Consider the following 12,528-nt stretch of genomic DNA (forward strand, 5'->3'; position numbering starts at 1 on the left):
AAAAGGATGCCTCATGACTAAGCCAATCACTGCCCAACTACTCGCCCTTGGCATCGCAACTGCCTCACTGATTGCCATACCCTCAGCAATCGCGGCAGACCGTGATAACCCCAGTCAAGGCCGTGTCATCACCTCAGCCGATGAATTTGCGGTACTCAGCCACCGCGACCGCATTGCCCCTGAAAACGCGATGCTCAATGAACGCCTTGCAAACCTATTACCGCAACTAATGGCGGAAGCTGAGCTTGATATGTGGCTGATCATTAACCGCGAATACGCGGAAGACCCGGTGTTTTTCTCACTGGTACCACAGCCTACGTTTGCCGCCCGACGTACCACCATGTTGGTGTTCAACCGCCTCGCTAATGGCGAGTTAGAAAAACTGTCAGTGAATACCTATCCCTATGGCGCACCTTACGAAACAGCGTGGTCAGGTGGTGATTTGACCGAGCAATGGCAAGCGCTGGCAACCCTTATTGCGGACCGCGACCCTTCACGTATCGGCATTAACGTATCAACCCACTGGCCGGAGGCCGATGGCCTGACCAAAGGGTTACACCAGCAACTGCTTGATGCCTTACCGGCAGCACTTCATACCCGTTTAGTCTCGGCCGAAGATTTAGCGATACGCTGGTTAGAAACACGCACGGATGCTGAAATCAGCGCTTTTGCCCACGCCGTCAGTTTAGCCCGCGGGGTGATTGCCGAAGCCTTCAGCAGTCGCGTGATAACCCCTGGCGCCACCACCACCGACGATGTCGCTTGGTACATTCGTCAACGCTTTGAAGACCTCGGTTTACCAGCATGGTTTATGCCCTACGTCACCTTTCAACGCCCAGGCACCGAATGCACCGACGCGATGCCCTTTTGCAGCACCACCACAGGCGTCATAGAGCGTGGCGACGTGCTGCATACGGATGTGGGTATTTGTTATTTAAAGATGTGTACTGACACCCAGGAAATGGCCTACGTGTTAAAGGTGGACGAAAGCGAGGTACCCCAAGGTTTACGTGACGCCCTGCGCACAGGTAACCAATGGCAGGACTTACTTAGCGCCGAGTTTGTCACCGGGCGCAGTGGCAATGAGATTCTCGCGGCTACCATAGCAGCGAACGAGAACGCGGGTATCGTCAGTAGCACATACACCCACCCAATCGGCTTCTTTGGACATGCGCCAGGGCCAACTATCGGCATGTGGGACAACCAAGGGCCAACCCCTGTCAACGGTGATTGGCCATTGTACCCGAATACCGCGTATGCAATTGAAGGTAATATTAAGCAAGCCTTGCCAGAGTGGGACAATCAGCTGATTCAAATCATGCTTGAACAAAGTGCTTATTTTGACGGCGAGCGGGTAATTTATTTAGCAGGCCGCCAAACTCAATGGCATGTGATTCGGTGACTGCTCCCCGACGAACTCAACCGCTGTAGCCACAGCTTACAGCGGTTGATACCCCATCCAATCTGGTTCTAATGTTTGCTGCCCACCGTCAGGCACCAAGTGAATGTAATACCCGTCAATTAAATCCAGCTGCAAACAATTGTCGACCTCGAGTAAGTCGTCGGTGTGTAGCTGTTCACAATCAGCAAGCCCAGCCACCTTGACCAACTTTTTAGCCTGCAACTTGGCTTCATCGGCGCTTTGCGCGACCACAAGCGTGAAGTCATGAAACTCTGCCATCCGCCCAGGAAAATAGCCGCCGAAATTAACAAAATAGAGTGTCTTATGCTGCTCTGGCGGGCTTTGCTGTAATTTGATCTTATACCCGTCTACATGATGCACATGCACATAGCTGTCCATATGCGCACTATTTTTATCACCAAACCATTGGCGCTTTAATTGCCCGTAGGTGGCTTCAATATTTGCGCCAACAACAAACCGAATATCATGCAATTCAATATGCGCGCCCGCCGCACTGCCACCCATGTACACCATAAATAATTTGTTCATACCGCCCTTTTTCCGCTTTCTAAACATCAATTTGTATGCGCTTTGATGTAACTACTTTGCAACAACTCTTCCGTATCATTGCCCGCGTAGTATCTGCACGTCCAATTTACACACTGCAAAATAATGCTCAAACAAAATTTGCCGACTGGGTCGCCTACCGGGTCACCCCAAACACCATTGACGGCCCTTCGCGTAGCCGCAATTGGCAACAAGACCCGAATATTCCAGCAACTCAGACCATGGTGCCAGCCGATTACAACGGCGCGCACGCAACAATTGGAACAGATCGCGGACACCAAGTGCCATTGGCATCATTCAGTAATACCCCGCATTGGGCCACCACCAATTATTTATCCAATATTACGCCACAAGCCTCGAATTTGAACCAAGGCCCATGGGCACAGTTAGAAAATGCAGTGCGCAACTTAGCGCGCACAGGCCAAGTTATTATCTGAATTCAAAATTCAGTTAGCCATTTAATCCACTGGCCTTACCCACTCAAGCCGCGACATGGTATACAATACGCGCCATGTCATTGCGTGTAATATTCGTTCAGTAAGGCCAGTGTTGATGATCAAGCTTTCCCATCTGGCGGCGGGTGTCACTGCCGTGACCGTCGGCTATGCCAGTGCCGCAGTCCTTATATTACAAGCCGTGACCGTACTTGGTGGCGATAGCGCGATGCAAAGCGCATGGTTACTTGGTCTTGGCCTCGCCTCAGGTATCACCACGCTGTTTTTAGCATGGCGTTATAAAGCGCCAATTTTGACCGCATGGTCAACGCCCGGGATTATTTTACTCATCACCGCCTTACAAGGCGTCACCCCAGAACAAGCCGTTGGCGTATTTATTTTCTCGTCGGCGTTGGTGGCGCTTAGTGGCTTCGGCGGCTGGATTGAGCGCTTAGTGCGCTGGGTGCCACCGCCCATTGCTGCGGCTTTATTAGCCGGCATTTTATTTCCTTTTGTACTGGGTATTATTCCTGCACTCAAGCAAGCACCCGCTGTCATTTTAAGCATGCTCGCCATTTATTTTATTGCCAAAGCGCGCGCCCCACGGCTGGTTTTTATCTTGCTACTTTTAAGCGCAATTGGCATACCTGCCGCTACGGGCCGTTTTGACACCGCAAACTTAGTGCTGGAACTGCCACAATGGGTTTGGATATGGCCAGAGTTTCGACTTGATCTGATGTTGGGTATTGGCGTGCCCTTGTACGTCGTGTCAATGGTGTCACAAACCATGCCTGGGTTATTCATGCTGCGCAGTCACGGTTATGCGCCGCCCGCAGGGCCCCTGCTGCGCGCTACTGGCACAGCTGGTCTGCTACTCGCGCCGCTTGGGGTGTTCAGTATCGCCCTTGCAGCCATTACCGCTGCTATTTGTCAAAACAGCGATGCCGACAGTGACATGCAAAGTCGTTATAAAGCCGCTATGGTAAGTGGGGTTGTCTACATCTTGTTTGGCTTACTTGGCGCGTCCATAGTGAGTTTATTCAATGCCATACCAGCTGAAGTTATTAAGGCTTTAGCTGGCATTGCACTGCTAAGCGTGCTGGTCAATTCTCTGACTCAAGCCTTTAGCCATAAACCACATCAGGAAGCCGCTGTGGTTACGTTCGTGGTGACAGCATCCGGCGCCGCGTTTATGGGGCTAAGTAGCGCATTTTGGGGCTTGCTTAGTGGTATGTTGCTGACCCATGTGGTCAGCCGTTTGTATTCAAAGCCGGTTTCGTAGCAAAGTGTTCAGCGCAATTAACAGGTAACTATCAGTATGCATGCACCCATACCCATGTGGTTAAAATTGAGCTTTAGCGCGATGGCATTGGCTGTGTTGGTGTGCTACTGGCCGTATTATGGACCGCAAAACTTCCTGTGGTTTTCGGATGTGGCGTTGTTTTTGTTAGTGCCCGCGCTGTGGTTTAAGTTGCGCTTAATCGCCAGTTCGATGGCTATTGCGGTGCTGCTGCCTGAACTGTTCTGGACCTTTGATTTTCTCACCTTGAGTTACCTCACGCCGATTGCAAGTTACATGTTTAACAGTGAAATCGCGCTACATATTCGCTTCTTATCGGCGCTATTTCATTTAGCTTTGCCACCTGTTCTGATCTATTTACTCTATCGCCTTGGTTATGACCGCCGGGCAATTGTTGTACAACCGCTTATTTCAGCTGTGATACTGATATTGACCTACTTGTTCACCGACCCCGCACGTAATATTAATTGGGCTTTTGGCCCTGGCTTTGTGCAAAGCTTTACCCACCCTTGGCTATATCTATTCGGGCTTTGGCTTGCTCTGCTTATCGTGGTGTACTTACCCACCCATTGGTTGCTGACGCGATACTTCCGCACTTGCCAAAGCAAACCCAGCACTGTATAAATAGACAGTGTTCGCATTGTGGTTGGCAACAGAGTGTTGTTCGCAACACAGTGAACAAAGATACGAACTATGTTTAAAGCACACCATAAGAACAAGGAACAACCATGGCTGTAATAACGCAATATGTAGTTGTGCGCGACGGGGAACAAAAAATGACATTTACCAGCAAACAAGAAGCCGACGCCTACGATAAAATGCTGGACATGGTCGATGAGCTGTTACCGCTGTTAGAGCGCAGCGAACTCGTGAGCTCTGAAAAACAAGCGGAAGATCTCGCATTTTTCCTAGCACGCGAACGCGAATCCGTGCTGGTTGCCCTCGGTGCGAAAAAACCACCAAAAGCCAAAGCCGCGGCAAAACCCGCAGCAAAGCCAGCAGCTAAAACCGAGCCAAGCGAAGGTTAGATTCAGGGTCATCCAGCCTGCCCTATAGCTGATGCGCTATACTGGTGGTATCTCAAACGATATCGGGAGTAGCGACGATGGCAGGTGGATGGTCACGCGATGGCGCGGTACAGGAACAAATCGATGCCAGTACAGACGACAGCGTAGCGCAAGCAAGAAGCCAAATTCCGAGTGGCGAGAGCTTGGAGTATTGCGCAGAATGCGACGAGCCAATCCCACAGGCTCGCCGTGAAGCGCTACCCGGTGTGCGCTTGTGCATTGAGTGCCAAACCGAGCATGATAAAGCGCAGCAAAGTAACGCCAGCTATAATCGCCGAGGCAGTAAAGACAGTCAGTTGCGTTAAGTTTGGACGAATATTAGGTTGTTTTAAGTTTACACTTGCGGCCTTAACTTTCGGTTTTTTACTTTTGCGATGCAAAGCCAAGCGCACTAAACTAACCGCACTTTTTAGCCGAAGAAGATTTTATTATGGCCGCTTTTGGAAGCGTATTTATGCCACGCATGGCATATAGCACCTTTGATGGACAGCAGTGGAGCACACCAACTTTGGTGGCTGCAGACAGTATTAGCCTACACCCCGGCGCGCATGTTCTACACTACGCAAGCACTTGCTTTGAAGGCCTAAAAGCTTTCCGTCACGACGACAACTCAATTAATATTTTCCGCATGTCCGCCAGCGTGAAACGCTTGCAGCAAAGCAGCCAATTGCTATCGCTGCCGAGCTTTGACAGTCAGCTGTTAGACGACATGATTGTCGATATTGTCCGCCATTACGCCGATGAAGTACCTGCCACGCCAGGTTCGATGTATATCCGTCCAACGCATATCGGCACAGAGCCCGCCATTGGCAAAGCCGCATCGCCGAGCAAAACGTCAATGATGTACGTACTGTTATCGCCGGTGGGTGACTACTTTAGCGGCGGCGCGCGCAAACTACGGTTATTAGTTGAAGACAACGCTATGCGCTGTGCGCCTCATATGGGCATGGTGAAAAGCGGAGGCAACTACGCCAGTGCATTACAGCCAATTTTGAACGCACGCCAAGAGGTCGACGCCGACCAAGTGCTGTTCTGCCCAAATGGTGATGTGCAGGAAACCGGTGCCGCTAACTTTTTGCTGATTGATGGCAACGAAATTATTACCAAAGCCTTAGATTCAAGCTTCTTACATGGTAATACCCGCGCATCGATTCTGACCATTGCGCGCGACATGGGCTTCACTGTTAGCGAGCGTAGTTTAAGCGTCGATGAATTACTTGAGCGGGTGGCTAAGCCAGGCTGTGAAGCCGCCCTTTCAGGCACCGCTGCCGTTCTTGCGCCGGTCGGCACCCTGATTTATCAAGGTCAGGAGTACACGGTCGGCGGCAATGCTGAAGCAGACACCCCAAAAACCACGCAATTACGCGCCGCGTTAAACGCCATTCAGTGGGGGCAAGCCCCCGATACCCATGGCTGGTTACAGCGGGTCAGCCCAATAAAATAAGCCAGCGTTTTTACCCAGCACTTTAGCGCTGGCATATACATCACAAGGTCGCTGGGCCAGCCCATAGCATATATGCAGTGGCAGTAAGTGCTCTTCGCGCGGATGACAAAAACGTGCGCTCGGCGCCTGCGCCCAAGTGACTAGCCGCTGCCTGCGTTCCGCTTCGCTCAGTGCCGCACTTTGCATGGTATCTTTTAACCAAGCTTCGAACACTTGGTTATGCACGTCGGCTTCCTCTGACTGATTGAAAAATGCGCGCATATTGTGAAATGAAAATCCCGATCCCAAAAGCAGCAGGTTATCAATTTCAAGCTTGGCAAGGGCTTCCCCAATGCGAAGGTGTGCATCAGCGTCCAAGCTAGCCAGCAGCGACACCTGAATAACCGGAATATCGGCTTGTGGAAACATAATTTTAAGCGGCACAAATACGCCATGATCGAAGCCCCGATCGGCGTTTAAATGCACCGAGATACCCGCTTGTTGCAAGCTTTGCGCAAGCTGATTCGCTAACTCCGGAGCCCCAGGTGCAGGGTATTGAATGTGGTATGACTCAGGCGCAAAGCCTGAGTAGTCATAGATTAACTCAGGCTGTGGGCTACTGGTTATATTGACCTCGTTCGCTTCCCAGTGCGCACTAAACACAATGATGGCTTGTGGCCGCTGCATACGCTGCGCCATGTCTTGTAATTGTGCGACTAGCGCTTGGTGGTTCACATCACCCAGCAAAGGGAGCGAACCACCACCATGAGAAACATACAATACTTGTCGGTTCATCGTGTTCACGCCCCCTTTTTACGCTCGGTTGCTTACGACCGCTTCGATTGCACAAGTAGCTGGTCAGCGCCGAATTTACCGGAACCTTGAAACACCAACGCGACACTCATTGCAAACAACGCTAGCGCAAATTCATAGCCACCATTGGCAACGAACAAACCGTTACTAATATGCACTGCGAAGATAGCAACCAGCATGGTAATAGCTGACACCAAGGCGGCGGGCCGTGTCAAAAGGCCAAGGATTAGCGCAATACCACCAAAAAACTCTGCCCCACCCGCTAAAAATGCCATCAATATGCCAGGTTGCAAACCGATACTTGCCATCCATTCGCCGGTCGCTTGCAGGCCATTACCACCAAACCAGCCAAATAACTTCTGCGCGCCATGCGCCGCAAGAATAATACCCAGTGGCACACGCAATACCAAAGCGCTAAAGCCTGCGTCACTTTTCAATAATGTCTGTAATTTGCTCATGAATAACCTCGTCGTTGTGTGTTAGTTAGGTTGATTTGCTCACAGACATGACTATAAACCTGGTTGTGTTATTTATTAATAGCGCTACTATTGCTTTATTATAAATGCAGCGTTGATAATAGGTTGCACCATGGACACCATGCAAGGCATGAAAACCTTCGTCACAGTGGTTGATACAGGTTCATTTACCCGCGCCGCCGACGCACTCGCTATCTCGCCACAATTAGTGAGCAAGTATATGGCACAACTTGAACAGTACCTTGGCGTACGGCTGCTTAACCGCACCACCAGGCGGCTACACTTAACTGAAGCGGGAGGACAGTATTACCAGCGCGCACAGCAAATATTAGAAGATATCGAAGACCTTGAATGCCAGCTCACCGATATGCAGAACCAAGCGCGCGGGGTTTTGCGCATCAGCGCTCCCGTGTCATTCGCTATCCGCCACCTGCCCCCGGTGCTACAGCAATACCAGCAACAACACCCGCAAGTGACGATTGATTTGCAATTAAATGACCGCAAGGTCGACATTCTTGACGAGGGCTTTGATATCGCTCTGCGGATTGGGCAACTGGCAAGCTCATCGCTGATTGCGCGGCGCCTCGCGCCTATTCGCGTGGTGTATTGTGCATCGCCAAGCTACCTTGCCAAGCATGGCGCCCCCACGTCACCAACCCAGCTCAACGGACATACCTTTTTAAAGTACTCGTACATGGACGCCAAGTTTTCGAACGGCGCGCAATCAACGTTAAGTTGCAACAACGGCGATGTACTCACCGCCGCAGCCATTGGCGGCGCGGGCATTGTGCTGCAGCCAACATTCATTGTCAGTGATGCCATTCGTCGCGGCGATTTAACCATTGTGATGCCCGAGCATGAGCCCGAACCGATAGCCCTCTATGCGGTGTATGCACATCGCCAATTGCTCGCCAGCAAAGTCACCAGCTTCATACAATTTATCAGCAATTATTATGGCGACTCGCCCTATTGGGATGCGTTATAGCGCCGCATGCTTTGTGGCAAAGCCTTAATAAGACTTCCCTAGCGTAGGTGAGAAATATCGTGAGGGTGACTTCGGCGGATTAGCAACATATAACTATCGAACTTTTATTGTCAGAAGTGATAAGGTTTGTTTATGTTACGGTTAAAACTTAAACATTACTTCGACAAGGATTAGTCTCTAATCGCCATGATTGAAATTACAGAACTCATTCGCCCGTTTGAGCAAGGCGTAACTCGTCCTTACCTCTGCAGAGCTTCTGACGGTAAAGAGTATGTGGTTAAAGGGTCCTCAACAACCCAACGAGGCTTAATTGCAGAGTTTGTTTGCGCACATTTAGCGCAATGCTTTGGCTTACCTTTTTCGAAATTTGGGGTTGCCTACATTGACTCCAGCTTGATTAAGTATGCATCAAACGATAACTTTTGGGAGCAACTAACATGAGAACGCTAAGCCTTTATGCGATAGTGCGCTTTATGCCATTTGCTGAAACTCAAGAGTTCGCCAACGTGGGTGTCGTTCTATGTGCTCCGGATCAAGGTAAACTGTTCTTCAAGCTTGCGCGCAAGCGTTTTGGCCGCGTAACCCAGTTTTTCGATGACTTAGATGGCAAGCTCTATACTCAAGCCCTTACCGTCATTGAACAAGAGCTGAAACGGGTTGAGGCCTATGTTGCGGAAAACCCAGGCGAGAAAGCAGCGCTGATCTTTAACGAGTTAACACGACATCGCGAAGGCGTCATTTATTTTGGCAACGCCCGCCCTACATTGGTTGATAATCCTGTAGTAAAACTAGATGAACTATTCGAGCGTTACGTTCAGCGTGACTTTATAAACGAAGAATACCGTGAACGCGTACTGGAGAAACTTATTCGACAGACGTTTAATGAACAGAAAATTGAAGGGTTCAAAAAGGCCAAACTGGCATTAAAGCTTGGTGATTTTGAGCTACCATTCGTTCGTGATGGGATTAAAGGCCGTCAGATTATTAAACCCTTAGCATTTGACAGAAAGACGCCACTCGCTGCATTTGAACACGCGAAACAGTGGACGGATAGGTTTGTGAAGCTTCGTGATGAGAACCAGATACATCAGCAAAACATGCTCATCGCTCTCAACGTGCCCGAGAAAGCACAATTCCAAGATGCTTACTTAGAAGCAATTGAAGCTATGCGTCGCCATGACATACCGCAAGCTGACATAAAGGAACAAGATCGGCTGATAGCTTTCGCACGATAATGCTTCGCTATTTGCCTAACCTCCCGATTTGTTGTGGTGAAGCAGATACATAGTTACCCATGACTTTCATTTACCTTGCTTTCAAGCAGTTCTATTCGCGTAGTTAACTCTTATTCTTTTTGATGGGAGGTTTGAGTGAACTCCTCTAACTAGCTAGCCAAATTAAGTTTGCCACTACAGACTAGTAAACGGCTCAGATAGGCGAGCATAGCGCGCCTGAATAATTTGTGATGCTTTCTGTAACACCTCACGGGCCGGCATCGGCTCATTACAAACCATAGCTTCAAATCTATCAGTAGTGTGCATGTTCGCGCTCCCTATAAATGGCTAATGCACAGCTGTGATATAGGCCTGAATTTTTTTGGAGTCGACTCCTAGCTTCATCCTTTATGGACTAGCACAATGCTTTGAGCATAGGAGCTCGCAAAATGAAATTAATAAAAATCAAAGAAGTAATGAACGTCACTACGCTATCGCGTGCCACCATATACAAATACATGGCGTCAGGGCGATTCCCCAAGTCTGTGTCTTTAGGTGGTCGAGCAGTTGCCTGGGTAAAAGACTGGGTTGCTCAACGGGTATCTGAGCGCGATGAGGAAACAGTAAAATCATGAAGCTTAGATCGACTCGGAACTTCCAACCTCGAGTATTTCGGTGCTAAAGTAAGCAACACAAAACCCACCAAGGCTCTACCTGCCTGGATACCCTCAAACAGGTGGGTTACTTCTACTTTCGCTCAATATAGCGATTTTAAAGGTAATACATGGTGTTGATATTCAAAAGCACAGTGAATTGATAGCACCCGCAACACAATAAATTACGAGAATTTTGATTTTGAAAACAGGCCGCAATGAACCCTGCCCGTGCGGTAGTGGCAAAAAATTCAAGCGTTGCTGCATGACAAATGACTCACAGCAAAGCTCAGAGTTGCGTGACGCAATTGAACAAACGCTAACGATGAACCCGAACCTGTCCATCGATGACTTAAATGCAGTGGTTGCGCAGCGAGCGGAGGAAATGAATAACCGTCCAAATGCTGATTTTTGCGGCCTGACACCTAGCCAAATGCAAAACTGGCTATACGCGCCCTTCAACGAGCTACAAAAGATTTCTATTCAAACCCCAAGTGACTTAAGCGCCAGCCCCGTCATGCGGTATCTGGAATTAATAGTAGATACCATACTGGAACAAGGCGGCACGATGAAGGCAACGCCAAAAGGGAATCTGCCCGCTAAGCTTGTCAAGGCCGCCAGCGAACTACTCCCGGAGTTCGCCGTTGCCGAGTTTAACAAGACCGTGAGCATCAGCGAGTTTGCAGGCAGTAACGAAGACAAGTTCAATGCACTTCACTATACTCGAATACTGGCGGAGCTGGCCGATATCATTTACATCGAGCGTGGCAAGTTCTATATATCCAAGTGGGCGCAAGAACAATACCAGGCCCAGGGTATGACAGCGTTCTTTCCTGTGCTTCTTGAGATGGCAACCACGCGATACAACTGGGGCTACCTGGATGGCTGGGAAGACGATATACCGCTTCGAGAGTTCTGGGTGTTTATGCTATGGCGACTGCAAACGCACGGTTCCGTGGCACAACTAGTCGATGAGACGGCTACTGCCTTCCCTGATGTGCTCAAGCATTTTCAAGACGAAGATTATCGCACACCAAAAGAGCAGTTAGGCGTGCTGATTGAGACCCGCTTCCTAAGCCGTTTTCTGGAGTTCTTCGGGTTTGTGGTGATTGACCCCAAACGATTTATTGATGGCCAATTCGTATCACCTAAGCTCGCTTGTCAAGCGTTATTACAGCAAACGTTTCGGTTTTCGTTGTAGCTTGATGACTGAATTAGACTCCGTGAGTTTTGGCGCAAATATTATTGATGCTTACCTTTGGCTTAGCTTTCAAATAATTCCTCGACAAAAGAACAGTCCGGCGTCCTCCCCCCGTGACATCGGGACACCAGCTCACTCAACCTGGCCTCCATCTTTCTAAGGTCAGCAATTTTCTCACGAACTGCTTCCAGGTGACTACGTCCCAATGCTTCCACTTCAGCGCAGCTCTGAGTACCGCCGTTAATCATATCGAGTAGCGTCCGAACCTCTTCCAGGGAAAATCCCAAGTCCCGGCAACGCCGAACAAATTGCAAGCGCCGTTGGTGAGGCTCCCCGTAAAGCCGATAGTTGTTCTGCCCTCGTTGCGGCTTCGGGAGTATGCCTTCGCGTTCGTAATAGCGAATGGTTTCTACCTGACACCCAGTCTGCTGGGCGAGTTCTCCGATACGCATAGATACTTGACCCTATAGTGACTACAGGGTTTATATTAGTTCAACAAACAAGCTAGGACAATTAAGGCATAAAGATTTTAGCCACAGTACTGTTGGCAATGCCGATCTAAAAATAGCAACCGGAGTTAAAAAATGAATGAACAAGACACCCCAGTCAGCCGGAGCACAACCTCACCTGGCACTAAAGCTAACCGTGGTCTGCTGGGTCTCGGTGGGATTGGGGCCGCTCTCGCCTCAATTTGCTGTATTTTACCGCTTGTGCTGGTCATGCTGGGACTGGGCGGTGCCTGGCTATCCAACCTGCACGCCCTTTACTCCTACCGCTGGTTGTTTATTGGCGCCGCAGCGGTCGCTTTGTTTTTCGCCTGGCGACGACTTTACCGACAACAACCCCAGTGCGCCGCAAACGAGGTCTGTGCAACACCAAAGGTGACAAGCACCTATCGCATACTGTTGTGGAGTATCGCCGGACTGGTGGTACTGTCAGCAGTCTCCCCATACTTGCTCAGCGCTATATTAAGCTAATTCAAATCATTTTTTC

At 49.7% G+C, this 12,528-nt stretch carries 16 protein-coding genes and 1 pseudogene; 13 read left to right on the forward strand and 4 right to left on the reverse strand.

Annotated features, from left to right (window positions below):
* The first annotated feature begins 13 nt into the window (after positions 1 to 13).
* Positions 14 to 1,402: a M24 family metallopeptidase gene (locus CWE07_RS00920; RefSeq protein WP_111568056.1), complete on the forward strand. Its 1,389-nt coding sequence runs from the start codon at positions 14 to 16 to the stop codon at positions 1,400 to 1,402.
* A gap of 36 nt (positions 1,403 to 1,438) precedes the next feature.
* Here CWE07_RS00920 and CWE07_RS00925 read toward each other — a convergent pair whose 3' ends face one another.
* Positions 1,439 to 1,951 carry a DUF1543 domain-containing protein gene (locus tag CWE07_RS00925; protein WP_241973974.1) on the reverse strand — a complete coding sequence of 171 codons (513 nt, stop codon included), beginning with the start codon at positions 1,949 to 1,951 and terminating at the stop codon, positions 1,439 to 1,441.
* A gap of 98 nt (positions 1,952 to 2,049) precedes the next feature.
* Between CWE07_RS00925 and CWE07_RS00930 the strand changes: the two are divergent.
* From CWE07_RS00930 to CWE07_RS00955, 6 genes and pseudogenes are all read left to right on the forward strand, one after another.
* Positions 2,050 to 2,394 (forward strand): annotated as a pseudogene (locus CWE07_RS00930) (DNA/RNA non-specific endonuclease); the annotation flags it as partial.
* A 127-nt stretch (positions 2,395 to 2,521) separates the two neighbouring features.
* On the forward strand, positions 2,522 to 3,685 hold the full coding sequence (locus tag CWE07_RS00935) for a benzoate/H(+) symporter BenE family transporter (RefSeq protein WP_111568058.1): 1,164 nt from the start codon (positions 2,522 to 2,524) through the stop codon (positions 3,683 to 3,685).
* A gap of 36 nt (positions 3,686 to 3,721) precedes the next feature.
* Positions 3,722 to 4,327 carry a membrane-associated protein gene (locus CWE07_RS00940; protein WP_126818951.1) on the forward strand — a complete coding sequence of 202 codons (606 nt, stop codon included), beginning with the start codon at positions 3,722 to 3,724 and terminating at the stop codon, positions 4,325 to 4,327.
* 104 nt (positions 4,328 to 4,431) lie between these two features.
* Complete coding sequence (locus CWE07_RS00945) at positions 4,432 to 4,731, forward strand: YebG family protein (protein ID WP_111568060.1); 300 nt, start codon at positions 4,432 to 4,434, stop codon at positions 4,729 to 4,731.
* A 77-nt stretch (positions 4,732 to 4,808) separates the two neighbouring features.
* Complete coding sequence (locus tag CWE07_RS00950; RefSeq protein WP_111568061.1) at positions 4,809 to 5,075, forward strand: DksA/TraR family C4-type zinc finger protein; 267 nt, start codon at positions 4,809 to 4,811, stop codon at positions 5,073 to 5,075.
* 125 nt (positions 5,076 to 5,200) lie between these two features.
* A complete protein-coding gene (locus tag CWE07_RS00955) occupies positions 5,201 to 6,214 on the forward strand; it encodes a branched-chain amino acid aminotransferase (protein WP_111568062.1) in 1,014 nt (337 codons plus the stop codon).
* Here the strand turns inward: CWE07_RS00955 and CWE07_RS00960 are convergent.
* Positions 6,188 to 6,988, reverse strand: a complete 801-nt coding sequence (locus CWE07_RS00960) for a DODA-type extradiol aromatic ring-opening family dioxygenase (protein ID WP_111568063.1) — start codon at positions 6,986 to 6,988, stop codon at positions 6,188 to 6,190. The two genes, CWE07_RS00955 and CWE07_RS00960, sit on opposite strands and share 27 nt — an antisense overlap.
* 32 nt (positions 6,989 to 7,020) lie before the next feature.
* Positions 7,021 to 7,464 (reverse strand): DoxX family protein, encoded by a 444-nt coding sequence (locus CWE07_RS00965; protein WP_111568064.1) that lies wholly within the window; start codon positions 7,462 to 7,464, stop codon positions 7,021 to 7,023.
* 130 nt (positions 7,465 to 7,594) lie between these two features.
* Between CWE07_RS00965 and CWE07_RS00970 the strand changes: the two genes are divergently transcribed.
* The 5 genes from CWE07_RS00970 (at position 7,595) to CWE07_RS00985 (ending at position 11,535) form a co-directional block, all read left to right on the forward strand.
* The gene (locus CWE07_RS00970; protein ID WP_111568065.1) at positions 7,595 to 8,467 is read left to right on the forward strand and encodes a LysR family transcriptional regulator; all 873 of its coding nucleotides are present in this window, start codon (positions 7,595 to 7,597) and stop codon (positions 8,465 to 8,467) included.
* A 186-nt stretch (positions 8,468 to 8,653) separates the two neighbouring features.
* Positions 8,654 to 8,908, forward strand: a complete 255-nt coding sequence (locus CWE07_RS14625; RefSeq protein WP_111568066.1) for a HipA family kinase — start codon at positions 8,654 to 8,656, stop codon at positions 8,906 to 8,908.
* A complete protein-coding gene (locus tag CWE07_RS00975) occupies positions 8,905 to 9,702 on the forward strand; it encodes a DUF3037 domain-containing protein (RefSeq protein WP_111568067.1) in 798 nt (265 codons plus the stop codon). Before CWE07_RS14625 ends, CWE07_RS00975 begins: the two co-directional genes overlap by 4 nt.
* 428 nt (positions 9,703 to 10,130) lie before the next feature.
* Positions 10,131 to 10,316: a helix-turn-helix transcriptional regulator gene (locus tag CWE07_RS00980; protein ID WP_111568068.1), complete on the forward strand. Its 186-nt coding sequence runs from the start codon at positions 10,131 to 10,133 to the stop codon at positions 10,314 to 10,316.
* 220 nt (positions 10,317 to 10,536) lie between these two features.
* Positions 10,537 to 11,535, forward strand: coding sequence for a YecA family protein (locus CWE07_RS00985; protein ID WP_111568360.1), 999 nt, complete (start codon positions 10,537 to 10,539; stop codon positions 11,533 to 11,535).
* A 62-nt stretch (positions 11,536 to 11,597) separates the two neighbouring features.
* Here CWE07_RS00985 and CWE07_RS14665 read toward each other — a convergent pair whose 3' ends face one another.
* Positions 11,598 to 11,987, reverse strand: a complete 390-nt coding sequence (locus CWE07_RS14665) for a MerR family transcriptional regulator (protein WP_111568069.1) — start codon at positions 11,985 to 11,987, stop codon at positions 11,598 to 11,600.
* A gap of 132 nt (positions 11,988 to 12,119) precedes the next feature.
* Here CWE07_RS14665 and CWE07_RS00995 point away from each other — a divergent pair, with 132 nt between their 5' ends.
* A complete protein-coding gene (locus tag CWE07_RS00995) occupies positions 12,120 to 12,512 on the forward strand; it encodes a mercuric transporter MerT family protein (RefSeq protein WP_111568070.1) in 393 nt (130 codons plus the stop codon).
* The last annotated feature ends 16 nt before the right edge of the window (positions 12,513 to 12,528 follow it).

Origin of the sequence: Aliidiomarina maris (assembly GCF_003987335.1) — a bacterium.
Classification (GTDB): Bacteria; Pseudomonadota; Gammaproteobacteria; order Enterobacterales; family Alteromonadaceae; genus Aliidiomarina; species Aliidiomarina maris.